The sequence below is a fragment of the Bosea sp. (in: a-proteobacteria) genome, assembly GCF_023953965.1.
GTDB lineage: Bacteria > Pseudomonadota > Alphaproteobacteria > Rhizobiales > Beijerinckiaceae > Allobosea.
Window position 1 is genome coordinate 567,935 of the sequence record NZ_JAMLIX010000002.1, and the last position, 18,994, is coordinate 586,928.

At 69.1% G+C, this 18,994-nt stretch carries 21 protein-coding genes and 1 tRNA gene; 10 read left to right on the forward strand and 12 right to left on the reverse strand.

Annotated elements, in window-relative coordinates; all coding sequences use genetic code 11:
* Positions 1 to 12 precede the first annotated feature (12 nt).
* From M9917_RS17805 to sugE, 4 genes are all read left to right on the forward strand, one after another.
* Positions 13 to 990 carry a beta-ketoacyl-ACP synthase III gene (locus tag M9917_RS17805; RefSeq protein ID WP_297255920.1) on the forward strand — a complete coding sequence of 326 codons (978 nt, stop codon included), beginning with the start codon at positions 13 to 15 and terminating at the stop codon, positions 988 to 990.
* Between the two features lie 166 nt (positions 991 to 1,156).
* Positions 1,157 to 1,471, forward strand: a complete 315-nt coding sequence (locus tag M9917_RS17810) for an integration host factor subunit alpha (RefSeq protein ID WP_055726295.1) — start codon at positions 1,157 to 1,159, stop codon at positions 1,469 to 1,471.
* Entirely contained in the window at positions 1,468 to 1,995 is a 528-nt protein-coding gene (locus tag M9917_RS17815; RefSeq protein WP_465246387.1) for a MerR family transcriptional regulator, read from the forward strand. The genes M9917_RS17810 and M9917_RS17815 overlap by 4 nt, the downstream gene beginning before the upstream one ends.
* Before the next feature lie 130 nt (positions 1,996 to 2,125).
* Positions 2,126 to 2,443, forward strand: a complete 318-nt coding sequence (gene sugE, locus M9917_RS17820; RefSeq protein ID WP_297255925.1) for a quaternary ammonium compound efflux SMR transporter SugE — start codon at positions 2,126 to 2,128, stop codon at positions 2,441 to 2,443.
* On the opposite strand, the gene M9917_RS17825 is transcribed toward sugE, so the two are convergent.
* The 3 genes from M9917_RS17825 to M9917_RS17835 form a co-directional block, all read right to left on the reverse strand.
* Positions 2,424 to 2,621 (reverse strand): hypothetical protein, encoded by a 198-nt coding sequence (locus tag M9917_RS17825; RefSeq protein ID WP_297255926.1) that lies wholly within the window; start codon positions 2,619 to 2,621, stop codon positions 2,424 to 2,426. The genes sugE and M9917_RS17825 overlap by 20 nt on opposite strands.
* Before the next feature lie 84 nt (positions 2,622 to 2,705).
* Positions 2,706 to 2,948: a hypothetical protein gene (locus M9917_RS17830; RefSeq protein ID WP_297255928.1), complete on the reverse strand. Its 243-nt coding sequence runs from the start codon at positions 2,946 to 2,948 to the stop codon at positions 2,706 to 2,708.
* 61 nt (positions 2,949 to 3,009) lie between these two features.
* Positions 3,010 to 3,225: a hypothetical protein gene (locus M9917_RS17835; RefSeq protein ID WP_297255930.1), complete on the reverse strand. Its 216-nt coding sequence runs from the start codon at positions 3,223 to 3,225 to the stop codon at positions 3,010 to 3,012.
* 169 nt (positions 3,226 to 3,394) lie between these two features.
* On the opposite strand from M9917_RS17835, the gene M9917_RS17840 reads away from it, so the two are divergent.
* Together M9917_RS17840 and M9917_RS17845 are read left to right on the forward strand one after the other, a co-directional pair.
* Positions 3,395 to 3,472, forward strand: a tRNA-Pro gene (locus M9917_RS17840).
* A gap of 156 nt (positions 3,473 to 3,628) precedes the next feature.
* Positions 3,629 to 4,447: a methyltransferase domain-containing protein gene (locus M9917_RS17845; protein ID WP_297255932.1), complete on the forward strand. Its 819-nt coding sequence runs from the start codon at positions 3,629 to 3,631 to the stop codon at positions 4,445 to 4,447.
* A gap of 141 nt (positions 4,448 to 4,588) precedes the next feature.
* Here M9917_RS17845 and M9917_RS17850 read toward each other — a convergent pair whose 3' ends face one another.
* The 4 genes from M9917_RS17850 to M9917_RS17865 form a co-directional block, all read right to left on the reverse strand.
* Positions 4,589 to 5,866 carry an O-antigen ligase family protein gene (locus M9917_RS17850; protein ID WP_297255933.1) on the reverse strand — a complete coding sequence of 426 codons (1,278 nt, stop codon included), beginning with the start codon at positions 5,864 to 5,866 and terminating at the stop codon, positions 4,589 to 4,591.
* On the reverse strand, positions 5,863 to 7,413 hold the full coding sequence (locus tag M9917_RS17855) for an undecaprenyl-phosphate glucose phosphotransferase (RefSeq protein ID WP_297255935.1): 1,551 nt from the start codon (positions 7,411 to 7,413) through the stop codon (positions 5,863 to 5,865). Before M9917_RS17855 ends, M9917_RS17850 begins: the two co-directional genes overlap by 4 nt.
* Positions 7,414 to 7,534: 121 nt before the next feature.
* A complete protein-coding gene (locus M9917_RS17860) occupies positions 7,535 to 8,701 on the reverse strand; it encodes a glycosyltransferase family 4 protein (protein ID WP_297255937.1) in 1,167 nt (388 codons plus the stop codon).
* Positions 8,702 to 8,718: 17 nt separating this feature from the next.
* Positions 8,719 to 9,279, reverse strand: a complete 561-nt coding sequence (locus tag M9917_RS17865; protein ID WP_297255938.1) for a polysaccharide biosynthesis/export family protein — start codon at positions 9,277 to 9,279, stop codon at positions 8,719 to 8,721.
* Between the two features lie 212 nt (positions 9,280 to 9,491).
* Here M9917_RS17865 and M9917_RS17870 point away from each other — a divergent pair, with 212 nt between their 5' ends.
* Positions 9,492 to 11,654, forward strand: coding sequence for a GumC family protein (locus tag M9917_RS17870; protein WP_297255941.1), 2,163 nt, complete (start codon positions 9,492 to 9,494; stop codon positions 11,652 to 11,654).
* A gap of 13 nt (positions 11,655 to 11,667) precedes the next feature.
* Here the strand turns inward: M9917_RS17870 and M9917_RS17875 are convergent, their stop codons facing one another.
* The gene (locus M9917_RS17875; protein WP_297255943.1) at positions 11,668 to 12,867 is read right to left on the reverse strand and encodes a GNAT family N-acetyltransferase; all 1,200 of its coding nucleotides are present in this window, start codon (positions 12,865 to 12,867) and stop codon (positions 11,668 to 11,670) included.
* A 139-nt stretch (positions 12,868 to 13,006) separates the two neighbouring features.
* On the opposite strand from M9917_RS17875, the gene M9917_RS17880 reads away from it, so the two are divergent.
* Positions 13,007 to 14,059, forward strand: coding sequence for a polysaccharide deacetylase family protein (locus M9917_RS17880; RefSeq protein WP_297255945.1), 1,053 nt, complete (start codon positions 13,007 to 13,009; stop codon positions 14,057 to 14,059).
* 107 nt (positions 14,060 to 14,166) lie between these two features.
* Here the strand turns inward: M9917_RS17880 and M9917_RS17885 are convergent, their stop codons facing one another.
* Positions 14,167 to 14,376 (reverse strand): DUF2842 domain-containing protein, encoded by a 210-nt coding sequence (locus tag M9917_RS17885; protein WP_297255947.1) that lies wholly within the window; start codon positions 14,374 to 14,376, stop codon positions 14,167 to 14,169.
* A gap of 138 nt (positions 14,377 to 14,514) precedes the next feature.
* Here M9917_RS17885 and M9917_RS17890 point away from each other — a divergent pair, with 138 nt between their 5' ends.
* Positions 14,515 to 15,567: a COX15/CtaA family protein gene (locus tag M9917_RS17890; RefSeq protein WP_297255949.1), complete on the forward strand. Its 1,053-nt coding sequence runs from the start codon at positions 14,515 to 14,517 to the stop codon at positions 15,565 to 15,567.
* A gap of 159 nt (positions 15,568 to 15,726) precedes the next feature.
* Here the strand turns inward: M9917_RS17890 and M9917_RS17895 are convergent, their stop codons facing one another.
* From M9917_RS17895 to M9917_RS17905, 3 genes are all read right to left on the reverse strand, one after another.
* Complete coding sequence (locus M9917_RS17895) at positions 15,727 to 17,004, reverse strand: O-acetylhomoserine aminocarboxypropyltransferase (RefSeq protein WP_297255951.1); 1,278 nt, start codon at positions 17,002 to 17,004, stop codon at positions 15,727 to 15,729.
* 88 nt (positions 17,005 to 17,092) lie between these two features.
* Positions 17,093 to 17,623, reverse strand: a complete 531-nt coding sequence (locus tag M9917_RS17900) for a CoA-binding protein (protein WP_297255953.1) — start codon at positions 17,621 to 17,623, stop codon at positions 17,093 to 17,095.
* A gap of 38 nt (positions 17,624 to 17,661) precedes the next feature.
* Complete coding sequence (locus M9917_RS17905) at positions 17,662 to 18,468, reverse strand: enoyl-CoA hydratase (RefSeq protein ID WP_297255954.1); 807 nt, start codon at positions 18,466 to 18,468, stop codon at positions 17,662 to 17,664.
* An 89-nt stretch (positions 18,469 to 18,557) separates the two neighbouring features.
* Between M9917_RS17905 and M9917_RS17910 the strand changes: the two genes are divergently transcribed.
* Complete coding sequence (locus tag M9917_RS17910; protein ID WP_297255956.1) at positions 18,558 to 18,986, forward strand: PaaI family thioesterase; 429 nt, start codon at positions 18,558 to 18,560, stop codon at positions 18,984 to 18,986.
* Positions 18,987 to 18,994: the final 8 nt, after the last annotated feature.

Genomic DNA, 18,994 nt, shown 5'->3' on the forward strand with positions numbered 1-18,994 from the left:
GGAACGATCTTCTTGTCCATCCTGCGCTCTCAAGTCGTCGGCTGCGGCTCCTACCTGCCCGCCCGAATCGTCACCAATGCCGAGCTCGCCGCCCGCATCGACACCAGCGACGAGTGGATCGTCCAGCGCACCGGCATCCGCCAGCGCCATGTCGCGGCCGATGACGAGCCGACCTCGGCGGTCGGCCTCAAGGCGGCTGAGGCGGCGATCGCGGACGCCGGCATCGATCCCGCCGAGATCGACCTGATCATCGTCGCGACCGCGACGCCGGACTACACCTTTCCCGCGACCGCGACGCAGATCCAGGCGGCGCTCGGCATCACCGGCGGCGCCGCCTTCGACATGCAGGCGGTCTGCTCCGGCTTCGTCTTCGCCCTGGCGACGGCCGACAAGTTCCTCGCCACCGGCAGCGCCCGCGTGGCCCTGGTGATCGGCGCCGAGACCTTCTCGCGCATCCTCGACTGGGAGGACCGCACGACCTGCGTGCTGTTCGGCGACGGGGCCGGCGCCGTGGTGCTGAAGGCCGTGCCGGGGGAGGGGACGCTCGCCGATCGCGGCGTGCTCGCCACCCATATCCGCTCGGACGGGCGCTACCGGGACAAGCTCTATGTCGATGGCGGCGCCGGCTCGACCAGGACGGTCGGCCATCTGCGCATGGAGGGCAAGGAGGTCTTCCGCCACGCCGTCACCAATCTGGCCGACACGGTGCGCCACACCTTCGAGGAGACGGGGCTGACCGGCGCCGACATCGACTGGTTCGTGCCGCACCAGGCCAACCGCCGCATCATCGACGCCACCGCCGACAAGCTCGGCATCGACCGCGGCCATGTCGTGGTCACGGTCGAGCGCCACGGCAACACCTCGGCCGCCTCGATTCCGCTGGCGCTGGCGGAAGCCCATGCCGACGGGCGCATCAAGCGCGGCCAGCTCGTCCTGATCGAGGCGATGGGCGGCGGCTTCACCTGGGGCTCGGCCCTGATCCGCTGGTGAGGCGGCGGTTTCTTGACGTCGAAATGACCGTGGTCGATCGTCAATTCGGATCGAATCCGCCCTGAAGGATTGACCCCTGCGGCGGGGGCGCCTAGCGTCCGCCGTCCGTAATGGCGAAGGGCCGGCGGTTTCCGCCGCCGCCCACAATACGCCTTGGAGGCTATGAATGGCGGGGCAAACGGTCACTCGCGCGGATCTGTGCGAGGCTGTCTACCAGAAGATCGGGCTGTCGCGGACGGAGTCGTCGAAGCTCGTCGAGGCGGTGCTCGACGAGATCTGCGATGCGGTCGCGCGCGGCGAGAATGTGAAGCTGTCCTCGTTCGGCTCTTTCGTCGTGCGAGACAAAGGCGAGCGAATCGGGCGTAATCCGAAGACGGGAGTCGAGGTGCCGATCGAACCGCGTCGCGTGATGGTGTTCAAGCCCTCGAATGTGATGAAGGCCCGCATCAACGGGCAGAGTGGCGAGGGTGAGACTGAGTGAATCTGGAGTTCCACGCCGGCGATACCGAGGCCGAATTGGACACCAAGAGCCCAGATGCCTTCCGAACCATCAGCGAGGTCGCCGAAGACCTCGACATCCCCCAGCATGTGCTGCGTTTCTGGGAAACCCGCTTCAACCAGATCAAGCCGCTGAAGCGCGGCGGCGGGCGCCGCTACTACCGCCCCGACGATGTTGCCCTGCTCAAGGGCATCAGGCGCCTGCTCTACGGCGAAGGCTATACGATCAAGGGCCTCCAGCGCATCCTGAAGGAGCAGGGGCCGCGCCATGTCCAGGCGATCGGCCGGGGCGCGCCGATCGGCGCGGCTCCGGCGGCCGGGCCCCGCGACGCGGCGATCGGGCCGGGCGCCCCCCCCGAGGCCGGCGCCGAGCGGCAGGCGCATGGCCGGCCGCCCGTCCCCGAAGGGCTCGACGACGTCTCCGTCCTGACGGCGGTGCTGAAGGAGCTCGGCGAGTGCCGGCGCATCCTCGAGCAGGCCCTGCAGCCGGCGTCCGACGCGGTCTGATCGAGGCTTGCGGCTGCGCCCGGTCCGGTGCTGAAACAAGGAGGCGATCCGCCTTCGGGGCCGGGGACGACCCCGGACATCCTTCCTCAAGTCGCGCGGACGACCGCGCCCATCGTCGCGGAGTGCCGGCATGGCCTGGTTCTATCTGTTCATTGCGGGTTTGTTCGAGGTCGGCTGGGCCATCGGCCTGAAATACACGCATGGCTTCACCCGTCTCGTCCCGACGCTTTTCACCCTCGCCAGCATGGTCGTCAGCCTCGGCCTGCTCGGGCTTGCCCTGAAGGCGCTGCCGGTCGGCACCGCCTATGCGATCTGGACCGGCATCGGCACGATCGGGACGGCGATCCTCGGCATCGCCCTCTTGGGCGAGCCGGCGGGCGCGTTGCGGCTCGCCTGCATCGGCCTGATCGTCGCCGGCATCGTCGGGCTCAAGCTGGTCTCGCCCTGAGCGCCGGATTCAGCTCCGGCGCCAGGATTGCGGCCAGTAGCCCCCGCGCTCCAGCAGCACGATCGACGATGATCGCCAGCGTGACCGCGATGGTCGTCAGCTTCGCGTTCCAGGGCACGCCGCGGCCGATCAGCCAGATCAGGCTGAGGCCGATGAGCAGGGGGACGAGGATCTCCATCGCGGCAGCTTAGGGCATCGGGCCGGAATGTGGAGTCCGCTTTCCGGAACGATCCGATGCTGCAACAAAAACGCGGGACGCGCCCTATGCCTGCGCCGGCATGGCGCCGACCGGGTCGGCGACGACGAGGCGGCGGGTCCTGCCGGCCTGCTCGGCCATCAGCGCCTGGTCGACCCGGCGGCGATATTCGGCCCAGGAACCGAGCACGAGGCCGCAATGGGCGCAGGAGACGACGCTCGCATCCCCGAGCGCCTGCGGGATCGAGACGCCCGGCGAGCCGCAATCCTCGCAATGGAACCAGTCTTGTCTCAACGTGATACCGCCCATGCCGTCATCGCCGCGACGGCGATCGCCGTGCCGCGCCGGCATGAAGGGGTATCGCAGATGACTATTGGCTGAACGGGCGCTGGCGCGTCACCGGCGGATCGGCGGCCGGCGCCGCCTCGCGGCGATCATGCCGCGAGGGCTGTCCGGCCTCGTCGCCGGCCGAAGCCACCAGGCGCAGCAGGAGGCGCTCGGCGGAAACGAGCTCCTTCCGCTGGGCGGCCGCGCGGCGAATCTGGGCGCGGCGCGCGATGAGCGACATCTGATGCGTATGTTTCATGACATGACGACCCGGCACTGAGCCGTCATCATTCCCGCATCGCGTGGGGCGGCGCACCCCCCCATTTGGGAGGTGTCCGCTTCGTGCGAGGCTTGCCGGCACGATCATGCGCGCGATCGCATCGAAGCGGATTGCATCTGCGCCGTCGCGCCACTATAAGCCGAGCCGTCGGAGCGTAGCGCAGCCCGGTTAGCGCACTTGTCTGGGGGACAAGGGGTCGGAGGTTCAAATCCTCTCGCTCCGACCATTCCAATCCTGAAAATGCGATGCGCTGCCCGTTCCCGTCGCGGATCGGCCGCGGTGCCGCCAATTTACCATCGCTCGAGCTAGTCGTTGCGCCGCCGCCGCCATGCGCTCAGTGTCGCCGCCAGGGCCTGGGCAGGCCCGTATGGCGGAGGCGATCATGTCCATGGCGAGCCTTGCGACCGCGGGTGCCGATCTCGAGCGTCCGGCGAAGGGGCCGGCGGCCGGCTCTCTTGCGGGCTTCTTCGAGGCGATCGAGCCCGGCTGGCATTCGCAATGGGCCTGGGATCACTACGAGGCGACGATCCTGGGGCTGGCGCATCAGTTCGGCCTGCGCCGCGTCTGCGAGATCGGCGGCGGCCGCGATCCGCTCTTCACGCAGGGCGAGGCCACCCGCAACGGCATCGATCTCATCGTCAACGACATCGACGCGCGCGAGCTCGCCTTGACCGGGGGCGGGCTCGAGACCGCGTGCTTCGACATCGCCGGCGATCTGTCGGAGCCCGATGTCGCGCGCGGCGGCTACGACATGATGGTGTCGCGCATGGTCTTCGAGCATGTCGACGGCGTCGAGCGGGCCTGGGCCAACGTCCATGAGCTGCTGGCGCCCGGCGGCGTGGCGCTGGCGTTCTTTCCGACGCTGTGGGCGCCGGTCTTCGCGCTGAACCATGTCCTGCCCGAAAAGTTCTCGCGCGCCATCGTCCACGCCCTGTTCCCGGCGCGCCGCGACGGCGGCGGCGATCCGAAGTTCCCCGCGCTCTACGACTGGTGCCGCGGCGATCCGGCCCTGCTCGGGCCGATGCTGAAGCGGGCCGGCTTCGCCGAGATCCACGTCCAGCGCTTCTGGGGCCACGGCTATTTCGACCGCATGCCGGGGCTGAAGCAGGCCGACCACGCCTTCAACGCGCTCGCCGCCCGGATCGGCTGGAGCCTGGTCACGACCTATGCCTATGTCGTCGTGCGCAAGGGCAGGGGCTAGATCATCGCGCGTCCTATCGGACGCGGTAACGATGATCTATCTCATTGTTAGGTCATCGGATTTTCCGAAAAGTGGATTCCACTTTTCGCATCCGATGCTCTAGGCATCGTTGACACCTGCCGCCCCGTTGTCATTCCGGGTTCATGCCTTCGGCGCGCCCCGGAATGACAGAGGTGGTTCCGGCACGCCCGCGTCCTCCTCCTGCGGCGCCAGCGCCGCGAGCCCCCAGACGAGGCCCATCATCAGGTAGAGATGGCGCCAGTGGTCGCTGTCGATCTGCAAGCCCTGCAGGATGGTGACGAAGAGCACCGACCAGATCGCGATGGCGTCGAGCTGGGCCGGCCCCCGCCGGAAGACCAGCCGCCAGCCGACATAGATGGTCGCGGCCATCAGGGCGATCCAGGAAAGCCCGCCGAGCCAGCCATAGGAGGCGAAGGCGTTGATATAGACGTTGTGCGGGTCGGCCTGGTTGAAATGCCAGCGGAAACGCAGCGGCCCGAAGCCGTTCGGCGCCTCCAGCAGCATCGGAATGGCGCGCAGCTGGTTGCCGAAGCGGCCGGTGACGCCCTGGTCATAGTCCTGCTCCAGGCTGGCGCGGATCTCGAAGACGGCGCGGACATCCTCGAAGGACAGCGCGACGAGAAGCGCCGCGATCACGGCGACGAGCGCCGCGGCCGACATCGCGACGATCCGCGCGCGTGCGGCCGAGCTCGGCGCCATCAGGAAGGTCAGCGCGATCATCAGCGCCGTCGAGGCGACGAACACGCCCCAGGCGCCGCGCGAGAAGGTGAAGAACAGCGCCGCAAGCGGGATGCTCAGCGTCGCAAGGCCACGCAGGATTCCGATCTGCCCGGTCAGGACGCGTTGCAGCACATAGACGATCGGCAAGGCGAGATAGGGGCCGAGCACGTTGGGGTCCTTGAAGGTGCCGGCGGCACGCCCGTAGAGCGTGAAGATCTCGCCAAGCCCGCCGATGTCGAAATAGCCGAGGATGGCCGCGACGCCCGCGACCCAGGCGGCGAACAGGTAGCCCTGGCGCAGCGTCTCCAGCCGTCCGGCCGCATCCTGCGACATGATGCCGGCGATGAACACCGCCGTGATCATCAGGTAGACCGAGACCGCCGTGAAGCGCACGGCGGCGCTGTCGTCCATCCAGGGAATGAGCGAGACGATGCCGCCGATATTGTAGCCGAGCAGCAGGAGCGCGAGCGGCAGAAGCTTCTGCGAGAAGCGGATGCCGGTCAGCGTGAAGACGAACAGCACCACGAGGAAGACGATCTCGTAGGGCGAGGGCTCGATCAGGGCAAGCCCGCTCGAGGCGCCGAGCAGCCACAGCGTGCCGCGCTTGATCGCGGCGTAGGAGACCGCCAGGCGCGGCGCCGGCGCCTCCTGCCGCGGGGTCTCGGCGAGCGCGCTCAATAGGCGTTCTCGTTCTTGGTGAGCAGCGAGAACGGCGTCTTCAGCAGGATGTAGAGGTCGAACAGCACCGACCAGTTCTCGATGTAGTAGAGGTCGTGCTCGACGCGCCGCTGGATCTTGTCCTCGGTATCGGTCTCGCCGCGCCAGCCGTTGATCTGGGCCCAGCCGGTGATGCCGGGCTTGACCTTGTGGCGGGCGAAATAGCCGTCCACCACCTGCTCGTAGGCGCGGTCCGACGCCTTGGCGTGGATCGCGTGCGGCCGCGGGCCGACCAGCGAGAGGTTGCCCTTGAAGACGACGTTGAGGAGCTGCGGCAATTCGTCGATCGAGGTCTTGCGGATGAAGCGGCCGACGCGCGTCACGCGCGGATCGTCCTTGGTGACCTGCTTGGCGGCATTGTGGTCCGCCATGTCGTTGCGCAGCGAGCGGAACTTGAAGATGTCGACGGTCTCGTTGTTGAAGCCGTAGCGTTTCTGGCGGAAGAACACCGGCCCGGGCGAATCGAGCTTGATCGCGACCGCGGTCGCCAGCATCACCGGCGAGAGCGCGATCAGGGCGAGCGTGCCGGCGACCTTGTCGAACGCCCATTTGACCACGATGTCCCAATCCGCGATCGGCCGGTCGAAGACGTCGAGCACCGGCACGGCGCCGAAATAGGAATAGGAGCGTGGCCTCAGGCGCAGCTTCGACATATGCGCCGAGAGGCGGATGTCGATCGGCAGCACCCAGAGCTTGCGCAGCATGGTAAGCAGCCGCGCCTCGGCCGAGATCGGCATGGTGAAGATCACGAGGTCGAGCTTGGTGCGGCGCGCGAACTCGACGAGGTCGTCGATTGTGCCGAGCTTGGGATAGCCGGCGACGAGATCGGGCGAGCGCTCGTCGTTGCGGTCGTCGAACACGCCGCAGATGCGAAGCCCCGTGTTCTTCTGGCTTTCGAGCGCCCGGATCAGCGCCTCGCCCGCCTCGGCGCCGCCGACGATCGCGGTGCGCCGCTCCAGCCGGCCGGTGCGGGTGAGGTGGCGCACGCCCGCCGCCATGGCGACGCGCCCGGTCAGCAGCGCGCCCGTGCCGGCGAGGTAGAAGCCGATCAGCCAGATGCGCGAGACCTGGTCGCCGATCTTCAGGAAGAAGAAGGCCGCGAGCGCGACCAGGAACAGCATGGTCCAGCCGGTGACCAGCCTGACCGCGCTGCCGACGAGGTTGCGCAGCGCGCCGATCGGATAGAGCTGCAGCGTCTGGAAGAGCGCGAGCGATCCCAGCGCCAGCGCCGCGACCATCACCTGATAGGGAAAGGGCTCGACCTTGCCGGCCGCGTAGAGCCAGTAGATCAGCCCGCCAGTGCCGAGCACGGCGGCGAGGTCGATGAGCCGGGCCACGCCCTCGATCATCACCGGGGACAGCGTCGGCTTGACGGGGATCGCCGCGATGCGCTCGGCGAGCGGGTGGAAGCGCCGCGTTCCGGCCGGATCGGCCCCCCCGAACACGGCCGGCGCCGCCGTGGCGGCCGCGTCCGTCTTCATCATATCGCGGACGTCGAAAGTCCCCATGAGCCTGATACCCTCAACCCGGAGCGCTCCGCTACGGCAGGGCGATCCCGGTTCGGCTCTATCGGAAATTGCTCACGGAAGACTTAACCGGACCGCTCGCTGTTTCGCGTCGGCCGTTCGTTCAGCAGGGGACGCCGCGCGCCTTCAGCGCGTCGCGATAGCCGGCGACGACGCCGTCGATCATGTCGTCGAGGCGGAAATTCTGCCGGACATGCAAGGCGAGGTCGGCCGCCTGGGCGAGCCGCCCGGCCTCCGGCATCGCCAGCATCTCCCGGATCGCGCCTGCGAGCACGACCGGGTCGTCGGCCGGGATCAGCCGCTGGCGGTGGTTCGGGCCGTAGATCTCGGCGATGCCGCCGACATTGGTCGAGATCAGCGGCTGCGCCGCCGCCGCCGCCTCCAGGATGACATAGGGCAGGGATTCGGCGCGCGAGGGGATCACCATGGCGCGCGCGCGGGAAAGCGCCATGCGGATCGGCGCCGGCGGCTCGAAGACGCACTGGTCGGCGACCCCGCGCTCGCGCGTCATCTGCCTGAGCTCGTCTTCGTCCGGACCCGAGCCGACGATCAGGATGCGGGGGCTCAAGCCCTCCCGCCGCATCAGCGAGAGCGCCTCGATCAGCGTGTCGACGCCCTTGGCCGAGCGCAGCTCCCCCAGATAGAGCAGGTCGAATTCCGCCGCCCCGTGGTCGATCGGCGCGAACTCCGCATCGCTGACGCCGTTCAGCACCACGCGATGGGCGGTGCGCGGCTGATGCCCGATATAGGCCTCGAAACGGCCGGCGATGAAGCGGCTCTCGAACAGGAACATGTCGGTCGCGCCTTCGAGCAGCCGCTCGACGCTCATGTAGATCTTATGCTCCAGCCCGCCGGGCTTGTAGTTGAAGCTGCCGCCATGCGGGGTATAGGCGGTGACATAAGCCCGGCCGGGTGAGAACAGGGCGGGGATGCGGCCATAGACCCCGCCTTTCGAGCCGTGGCAGTGCACCACGTCCGGCGCAAGCCGCCGCCTGAGCGCGATCGCGGACAATTGCGCCTTGAGGTCGGTCAGGCTCGGATAGCGCGACATCGGCACCCGCGTCACGCCGAGCGTCAGCCGGCCGGCGAGCTCGCTGAAGACGGCGTCGGCCCGCGGCCCCCCGGTGCTGGAATCGCAGAAGACGCCGACGTCGTGCCCGCGCTCGACCTGGCCGCGCGCCACGTCGAGGACATGCCGGAACAGCCCGCCGAGCGGGGCGCGGAAGACATGCAGGATGCGCAAGGGGCGGGCGGCGGGGCTGTCCGTCATCTAAAGGCGGTGCCGGTTCAGAACCAGCGCTCTTTGATGACGATGGTGTCGCCGGGCTGGACCGCATAGGTGATCGGCACGGTCGCGGTCACGGTCTGGCCCTCGATCTGGCGCGTCACCTCGGCCGATGAGCGCTGGCCGCGCGGGGTGAAGCCGCCGGCGATGGCGACCGCCGTCTGCACCGTCATGCCGTGCACATAGGGGAACTGGCCGGAATTGGTGACCTCGCCGAGCACGAAGAAGGGCCGGTAGGTATCGACCTCGACCGAGACCTTGGGCTCGCGCAGATAGCCGCCGCGCAGCTTGGCCTCGATCGCCTGGGCGAGCTGCTGGGTCGTGCGCCCCTGCGCCTCGACCGTGTTGATCAGCGGCATGGCGATGCGGCCCGAGCCGTCGACCGCATAGATGTTGGAGAGATTGTCCTGCCCGAAGACGATGATGCGCAGCCGGTCGCCGCTGGCGAGCCTGTAGGGCCCGGCCGGTTCGGCGAGCGCATAGTCCGACGCCGGAAAGCGGGGCGCGCAGGCACCCGCCGTCATGGCGGCGGCCAAGGCGAGGGAGGCGAGGCGTCGACTCATCACTGGCTACCCGTGCATAACTCGACCGATCTTTAGGGGCGATATGGTTAACAAAGGCTTCCCGCGGGCCGTCGGGGCGGGGCGCCGGCAGGCAAGGCGACGGCAATCCGCGGGGCCGCCGCCCGGCATTTACTCCCCAATAACCTTACCGAGTGTTCAATGGCGCCCGCGCCCCTTCCGGGGGGCAGGGGTTTTGCGTCGAAGGTGGGTCCATGACCGCTCAAGCTGGGTTTGATGCGCGCGGCGCCGGCGAAGGCCGCGGCGACATGCTCGATCTCTCCGCCCTCTGGGCGGCGATCAAGCGCCGCAAGTTCTGGATCGTCGTGCCGACGCTCATCGCGCTCGGCCTGTCCTTCGCCGCGGTGAACGTGGTGACGCCGCGCTATACCGGCGAGGCGCGGCTGCTCCTGGAAAACCGCGGCGGCTTTTACGCCTTGCCCGGCCAGTCCCTGCCCGACAGCGCCGGCCAGTTCGATTCCGAGGCCGTGCAGAGCCAGGTCCAGGTCATCATGTCGCGCGATCTGGCGCGCGAGGCGATCAAGCGCATCGGCCTCGTCGGCAATGCCGAGTTCGATTCCGGCGTCGGCGCGCTCGGTGCGCTGCGCAAGCTCGCGGTCATGGTCGGGCTCGGCGCCCATCCGGCCGACCGCTCGCCCGAGGAGCGCGTGCTCGAGAAATATTTCGACCGGCTCCTGGTCTATCCCGTCGCCCGCTCGCGCATCGTCTCGATCGAGTTCACCTCGCAGGACCCGGCGCTCGCGGCCAAGGGCGCCAACATCATCGCCGAGACCTATCTCGAATTCCAGGAGGCGGCGAAGCAGGAGAACGCCCGCAGCGCCTCGAACTGGCTCTCGACCACGATCGAGCCGCTGCGCAAGCGGGTGGCCGACGCCGAGGCCAAGGTCGAGGATTTCCGCTCGCAGAACGGGCTCTTCTCCGGCCCCAACAACACCACCATCACCTCCCAGCAGCTCACCGACCTCTCGACCCAGCTTTCCAACGCGCGTAGCCAGCAGGCCGAGGCGCAGGCCAAGGCCGGGCTGATCCGCGATGCGATCAAGCAGGGGCGCACCTTCGAGATCCCCGACGTCGCCAACAACGACCTGATCCGCCGCCTGATCGAGCAGCGCGTCAACCTGCGCGCCCAGATCGCGGCGGAATCGCGCAGCCTCCTGCCCGAGCATCCCCGGATCAAGGAGCTCAACGCCCAGCTCGGCGACCTCGAGGGGCAATTGCGCGCCGCCGCGGAGCGCGCCGTGCGCACGCTCGAGAACGAGGCCAAGATCGCCGGCCAGCGCGTCGAGAGCTTCCAGGCCGCGCTCGACGGGCAGAAGAAGAACGTCTCCAGCGCCAATGACAGCGAGGTGCAATTGCGCGCGCTGGAGCGCGAGGCGCGCGCGCTGCGCGACCAGCTCGAGCAGTACATGCAGCGCTACCGCGAGGCCGTCGCGCGCGACACCATGAACGCGACGCCCGCCGATGCGCGCATCATCTCGCGCGCGATCGAGCCGACCGAGCCCTCCTTCCCGAAGAAGGTGCCGGTCGTGCTGGTCTCGACGCTCGCCACCTTCCTGATCGCGCTGGCGACGATCGTGACGCGCGAGCTGCTCGACGGCCAGGGCCGGCAGCAGGGTGCCCGGGGTGGTCCGCGCTGGGTCTCCGCCGGCGCGTCCGAGGACGAGGCGGGGCCCGGCGGCCCCGTTCCCGGCACGCCGCGCCATGAGCGCGTCGCCGGCCTCCTGACCCATGCCGGCCGGCTCGGCCAGAGCCGGCTCGACCTCGACCGGCCCGAGCTGACGCTGGCCGAGATCGCCGAACGCACCCGCGAGCCGGCCCGCGGCATGGCGCCGCTGGCGCTCGTCCTCGACGGCGCGGGCGAGGGGGCGGCAAGGCCCCGCGACCTCGCCGAGCTGCTCGCGCAGCGCTGCCGCTGCGTGCTCGTCGATCTGTCCCGCGACCACGAGACCGGCGAAGCCGGCTTCTCGGAGCTTTTGGCCGGTGAGGCGCTGTTCTCCGACATCATCATGCGGGAGCCGGGCTCGCGGCTGCATCGCATCGGCGCCGGCCGCGCCGGCCGCGCCGCCGTGCTGGCGGCGTCCGATCTCGTCGACGTCGCGCTCGACGCGCTCTGCGAGACCTATGACTGGGTGCTGGTCGCCGCCGCTTCCAGCGACGAGGCCGCGGTGCTCGCCCCGCTCGCCCGCCGGGCGCAGGCGGGGCTCGTGATGAGCGGGCAGGTCGGCAACGGCCATGCGCTGGAGACCGCCTATCGCCTGAGCGAACTGACCGAAGCGCCGGTCACCCTCGTCCTCGACCCCGAGGAGGGCGTGCCGATGGCGCCGATCCAGCACCCGGAAATGCCAGCCGGGGTTTGACGATCGACAGGCTTCAGTCCTCCTCCGGCGGCCCGCGCCGGAGAAGGCCCGAGGCCCGCTGGGCGAGCCTCAGCGCCGCCGGCGAGCGCTTGATCCGCCGCTTCAGCTCGCGTTTCGTCCGGGCGATCGCGGCGAAGAGCCGGCCCTTGACGGTCAGCGGCAGGAAGCTGTCGACCAGATCGTCGTGATCGTCGCAGAAGGTGGTCTTGTAGCGCGCCTCGCCGACGCCGAGATCGAAGGCCGCCATGCCCTCGCCGGCCTTCAGGCGGATCAGCTCGGCGAGCAGGAGCTCGCCCGGGCTGCTCTTCACGGTTTCGCTGCCCATGTCGAACGAGGTCGCCATCCCCGAGAAACGCCCGTTGAGGCTGGTGCCGACATAGGTGGCGACATAAGTGCCCGCGAGCTCGAGCGCATAGAGCTCGATCGCCCCGCGTTCCAGGAAGGCGCGCATCGCCGGCCCGGCGAAGGGATCGGGCACGCCCATCGCCCGGAAGCGCTCGGCCTTCTGGGCGATGAACGCATCGACGATGCGCGTGATCTCGCCCGGCGTCGTCGCCCGCACCAGCGTCGAGGGCCCGAAATCCCTGAAGCGGCTGGCCTTGTTCTTGAGCTTCTTGCGCGCATGGCTGCTCATCGAGCGCTTGAGCGTCGCCTCGCCGTCGCCGGCGATCAGGGAAAGCTTGTAGGCGCGGCTGGGGCTGGGACCGGCGGCGAGCCGGGCCGCCGGATTGGCGATGCCACGCCACGTCACCGGCTGGTTGACGAAGACCAGCGCGTCGAGCCCGCCGATGGCGGCGCCGACCTCCCTCAGCATCCGCTCGGCCAGCCTTCCGTCGAGCGCGGCGGCGAAGGCCGGGGCATAGAGCCCCATATGGTAGTTGGCGTGCTTGCCGCCGATGAACTCGGCGAAGCGGAAGCCGCCGCGCCTGGTGATGGTCAGCGGCAGCAGCGCCAGCAGGGCGCCGGCGGCATCGCGCAGCAGGACATGGCGGAACGCCATGCCTTGGGCGGCGCCGATGGTTTCGACGAAGGCGCTGACCCAGCCATGGCCCTGATAGGGGCTCGCCAGCGCGGTGGCCTCGAAGGCGCGCCATTCCTCGGCGAGCGCGGCGATATCGGTCTCGACTACGATCGAGGCCCAGGGGCGCGGGCGGCTGTCGAGGGCTGCTGGCGTATAGGAGGCGGCCGGTGTCGGGGTGGCGATGGTGGACATGGCTCCTTCGCCCGTGCGAGCAGATCGGATAGGCGTCCTTAACCCGTCATTGTGAACGGATCGGCCACAATCGCCCGGCCCGGCCGCGCGATCGCGCGATAGCGTTAGCGGGCGGTTGCGAGCGAGTGGTCGATTGAGGATGGACGGGCGTCACAGGGCTATCGCGGCCGCATTCCAGGTGATGGCGGCGACGGGCGCCGACCGCTGGAGCCGCGGCTTCGCGCAGGGGCGAGGCGCGATCCTGACGCTGCACCATGTCCGCTCCGCCGCCCCGCGCGGCTTTAACCCCAACGCCCTGCTCGAGGTCACGCCGGATTTCCTCGACCGCGCGCTGCGGCTGATCCGGGACGAGGGCTACGACATCATCACCCTCGACGAGGCGCTGGCGCGTTTGCAGAACCCCGAGCCCGGCCGCTTCTTCGTCGCGCTCACCTTCGACGACGGCTATCGCGATACGGTCGAGGAGGCCTGGCCGGTCCTGGCGAGGCACGGGGTGCCCTGGACGCTGTTCGTGACGCCGGGCTTCGCCGACCGCACCGCGCGGCTCTGGTGGCTGGAGCTGGAGGAGGCGATCCGGGCCCTGCCGCGCCTCGACCTGACCTTGCCGGACGGCCGCTTCACCGCCCCGACCGGAACCGACGCCGAGAAGGGCCGCGCCTTCGCCGGGCTCTACCGGCGTCTGCGCCGCGGCCCGGAAGCGATTCTGCTGTCTGCGATTTCCGAGTTGGCGACTGCGGCCGGCATCGACCCTGTCGCCCTCGTCGAGCGCGAATGCCTGCCCTGGGAGACGCTCAGGGCCTTGTCCGGCGCGCCGGGGATTACCATCGGCGCCCACACCCTGACGCATCCGATGCTGGGCAAGCATGATGCGCAGACGGCGCGCCGCGAGATCGCGGACAGCAAGGCGCGGCTCGAAGCGCAGCTCAGCCTGCCGATCCGCCATTTCGCCTATCCGGTCGGCGATTCCGGTTCCGCCGGCCCGCGCGATTTCGCGCTGGCGGCTGAAGCCGGCTTCGACAGCGCGGTCACGACCCGGCCGGGTCATCTCTTTCCCGAGCACGCCGCCCATCTGCATGCCCTGCCGCGCGTCTCGCTCAACGGCCTGCACCAGAACGAGGCGGCGCTGCGGGCGCTGCTCTCGGGGTTGCCGTTCTGGCTGCGCAACCGGGGGCGCAGGCTGGATGTCGAATAGGGCGGCAGCGGTTCTGGTTAGACGATCGTCATTCCGGGCTCTTCGCTTTGCGAAGCCCCGGAATGACAGAGCGTTTTGACCATCTCCGACTGAGAACGCGGGAAGGCTCACCCCTCGTCCTTGCGCTCCATCCACTTGATCAGCGGCAGCAGCGGCAACACCCAGGCGAGGCCGAGCACGATATAGGCGGCTGTCTGCACGAGCTTCGGCGCCTCGGTGATCCGCCCCTGCGCGAGCGCCATGGCGACGAGCGCGTAGACGCAGACGAAGACCAGGATCACCACGGTCCCGACCAGCTTGCGGGTGCGTTGTCTCATCGGGCTCTCCAGGCGGGCTCGGCGGCTGCGGCAATGCGGGCGTTGTCGCGCCGGAGCCACGGGTCTATGTCACCGGCGCCCGCGCTTGTGAAGCATGCGGGCAAAGAACCGTCCTGAAACCGAAAGCCCGCGCGCCCTATGACCCTCGCCCTCGATCAGACCGCCGCGACAGGCCATGCCGGCATCCGCCGCTGGCTCTGGACGGTGGCGGGCCTCGTCTTCCTGATGGTGGTGGTGGGCGGCGCGACGAGGCTCACCGGCTCCGGCCTCTCGATCACCGAATGGAAGCCGATCACCGGGGCGCTGCCGCCGCTTTCGGGCCAGGCCTGGGCCGAGGAGTTCGGCAAATACCGCGAAAGCCCGCAATACCGGCTCCTAAACGAGGGCATGAGCCTCGGCGAGTTCCAGTTCATCTACTGGTGGGAATGGGGCCATCGCCAGCTCGGCCGCTTCATCGGGCTGATCTATCTCGCCGGCTTCCTCGTCGTGGCGCTGCGGCGCCTGCTGCCGGCCGGCCGGACGCTGATCCTGTTCGGCATGGGGCTCCTGCTCGGCCTGCAGGGCGCGATCGGCTGGATCATGGTGGCGTCGGGCCTGGAACCCGGCATGGTCGCGGTCGCGCCGGTGAAGCTCACGCTGCACCTGACCTTCGCCGGCCTGTTCTTCGCCTCCGTCGTCGCCTTCGCCACGGTGCTGACGCCGCCGCGCCGCGCCGAGCCGGCGCGGGGCAGGGCGGGCGCGTGGTTCATCCTGCTCATGCTGTTCGTGCAGGTCGCGCTCGGCGGGCTCGTCGCCGGCTCGCGGGCGGGCTTCACCTTCAACACCTGGCCGCTGATGGACGGCGTGCTGGTGCCGCCCGGCTCGCTCCTGTTCGCGCAGGCGCCGTTCTGGGAGAACTTCGTCGACAATGTCGCTCTGGTGCAGTTCAACCACCGGCTCGGCGCCTATCTCCTGCTCGCGCTCGCGCTCTGGAGCGCGCTCAAGCTTCGCCGCGCCGCGCCGGGCTCGGGCAGCGCGAAGCGCGCGACCGCCATCGCCGGGCTCGTGCTGGCGCAATCGGCGCTCGGCATCGCGACGCTGCTCCTCGTCGTGCCGCTCTGGGCCGGGCTCGCCCATCAGGCGCTGGGCTTTGCCGTACTGGCGATGGGCGTGGTCCACCTCACCCGCACCGAGCAGGCGGCGCGGGGATAGGGCGCTTCCCCTCGTCATTCCGGGACGCTGCGCAGCAGCGGACCCGGAACCCACGACTGGGCCGCGGCTTTTCCGATCGTCGCCCTTTCAGAGGGCTCACCCGGTCGTGGGTTCCGGGTTCACGCCTGCGGCGTGCCCCGGAATGACGGGGCGAGAAGCCTATGCCAGCGCCTGATCGAGATCGGCGATCAGGTCCTCGACATCCTCGAGCCCGATCGAGAGGCGCACCACCTGCGGGCCGGCGCCGGCCTGCTCCTTCTGCGCGTCGGTGAGCTGGCGGTGGGTGGTCGAGGCCGGGTGGATCACCAGCGAGCGCGTATCGCCGATATTGGCGAGATGCGAGAACAGCTTGAGGTCCGAGACCAGCTTGACGCCGGCATCGTAGCCGCCCTTGAGCCCGAAGGTGAAGACGGCGCCCGCGCCCTTGGGCGTATAGCGCTTGGCGAGCGCATGGTATTTATCGCCCGGCAGGCCCGGATAGTTCACCCATTCCACCGCCGGGTGCTTGGCCAGATGCTCGGCGACCTTCTGGGTGTTGTCGCAGTGCCGCTGCATGCGCAGCGGCAGGGTCTCGATGCCGGTCAGCAGCATGAAGGCGTTGAAGGGCGAGAGCGCCGGGCCGAGATCGCGCAGGCCGAGCACCCGCGTCGCGATGGCGAAGGCGAAATTGCCGAAGGTCTCGCCCAGCACCATGCCGTTATATTCCGGCCGCGGCTTGGAGAGCATCGGGTAGCGGTCGTCGCCGACCCAGTTGAACGAGCCGCCGTCGACGATCAGCCCGCCGATCGAGTTGCCGTGGCCGCCGAGGAACTTGGTGGCCGAATGCACCACGATGTCGGCGCCGTGCTCGAAGGGGCGCAGCAGATAGGGCGTCGCCATGGTGTTGTCGACGATGAAGGGGATGTTGTGCTTCTTCGCGATCGCGCTGATCGCGGCGATGTCGACGATGACGCCGCCGGGATTGGCGACGGACTCGACGAAGATCGCCTTGGTCTTCGGCGTGACCGCCTTGGCGAAGCCGTCGAGATCGTCGGGATCGGCCCAGATCACGTTCCAGCCGAAGTTCTTGTAGGAATGGTTGAACTGGTTGATCGAGCCGCCATAGAGCTTGCGCGAGGCGACGAATTCGTCGCCGGGCTGGAGCAGGGCGTGGAAGCTCAGGAACTCGGCCGCATGGCCCGACGCCACCGCCAGCGCAGCCGTGCCGCCCTCCAGCGCCGCGACCCGCTCCTCCAGCACCGCGTTGGTCGGGTTGCCGAGGCGGGTGTAGATGTTGCCGAAGGCCTGCAGGCCGAACAGCGAGGCGGCGTGGTCGACGTCGTCGAAGACGAAGGACGTCGTCTGGTAGATCGGCGTGGCGCGCGCGCCCGTCGCCGCATCGGGCGCCGCTCCGGCATGGATGGCGAGTGTGTTGAAGCCCGGTGCGCGGTCGGTCATGGCTCTTCCCTGGTCATCTGGTGTCGAAAACGGATCGTTCGATTTAACGAACGGTTGAGGAGGCGTCAATTCGGCCCCGGCGGCGGCCTCATGTGCCCGGCCGGTTGATCGTCAGCTTCTGGAAGCCCTTGCCGGCGAGCACCGGCTTCTTGGCCGAGAGGATGCGCGAATTGATGCCCTGCCAGCCGATCTCGCCGGAGAGCCGGCCATATTCGATCTTCGGGCAGCGGTTCATGACGACGGTGACGCCCTTCGCCTCGGCGCGTGCCGCGGCTTCGTCGTTTCGCACCGAAAGCTGCATCCAGATCACTCTGGGCAGGGGATCGAGCGCGAGCGCCGCGTCGGTGATCGGGCCGGCGGCCTGCGAGTTGCGGAAGATCTCGACCATGTCGAGCGGGCCCGGAATCTCGGCGAGCGAGCCATAGACCGTCTTGCCGAGGAGCGTCTGGCCGGCGAGGCCGGGATTGACCGGAATGACGTCGTAGCCGCGGTCGAGGAGGTATTTCGTCACGATCCAGCTCGGCCGCGCCTCGTTGGCGGAGGCGCCGACGAGCGCGATCCGCTTCACGGATTTCAGGATCTCGCGGATCAGGCTATCGGGATAGGCGTCGTGGTTCATGAGGTGGAAGTCCCAGCGCAGGCGTGTCGATGGCGTCTCTACTCTTCCCACACCGGCGCGCGCTTTTCCATGAAGGCGCCGATGCCTTCCTCGGCGTCGCGCGCCAGCATGTTCTCGACCATCACCGCCGCGGCGTGGTCGTAAGCCGCCTTCAGCCCCATCTCGCGCTGTTCGTAGAAGGCGCGCTTGCCGAGCCGGACTGTCGCCGGCGCTTTCGCGGCGATGACGCCGGCAAGCCGCCGCGCCTCGGCAAGAGCCTCGCCGGCCGGCACGACGCGGTTGACGAGGCCGATCCGCAGCGCCTCGGTCGCCGGCACCATCTCGCCGGTGAGCAGCATCTCCAGCGCGTGCTTGGCTGAGAGGTTGCGCGAGAGCGCCACCATCGGCGTCGAGCAGAACAGCCCGATATGGACGCCCGGCGTGCAGAAGCGCGCTGCCTCGCCCGCGACCGCGAGATCGCAGCTCGCGACGAGCTGGCAGCCGGCGGCCGTCGCGGTGCCCTCGACGGCCGCGATCACCGGCTGGGGCAGGGCGGTGATCTGCTGCATCACGGCCGAGCAGCGCCCGAGAATATCGGCGAAATAGGCCCGGCCCCGGTCGGGATCGGCGCGATGGGCGGTCATCTCCTTGAGATCGTGCCCGGCGCTGAACACCGGCCCGGCCGCCGCGAGGATCACGGCCTTGACCGCCCGGTCGGCGGCGATGGCGCTGAAAGCCTCACCGAGCGCCGTCAGCATCGCTTCGCTGAGCGGGTTGCGCGCCTGCGGGCGGTTCAGCGTCAGCGTCGCGATGCCTCCGGCGTCGCTGCGCAGCAGGGGGAGTTGCGGCTGGTGATGGGCGTTCATGGGCTTCCCTTGCGCATTTCGGCCTATTGTCGGGGCCTGCCGGCCATGCTGCAAGGGGACAGGCCCCGCCTCAGCCCATGGTTTCCCGCATGACGACCCGCATGACCGCCGCCGCGATCGAAGCCTATCTCGACGAGGCCTTTCCGCAGATCCACCATGGCGGGCGCAGCTATTTCATCGAGGATGTCGGGCCGATGACGGCCCGGATGCGCTGCGACTATCACGAGAAGCACCTGCGCCCCGGCGGCACGATCTCGGGGCCGACCATGATGGCGCTGGCCGATCTCTCGCTCTATGCGGCGATCCTGGCTCAGATCGGGCCGGTCGGCCTCGCCGTGACGACGAGCCTCAATTTCAACTTCCTGCGCAAGCCGGGCAGGGCCGCGCTGATCGGCGAGGCGAAGCTCTTGAAGCTCGGCAAGCGGCTCGCGGTCGGTGAGGTCGGCCTCTACTCCCAAGGCGAGCCGGAGATGGTCTGCCACGCGACCGGGACCTATTCGATCCCGGCGGAACGGTGACGTGTTGA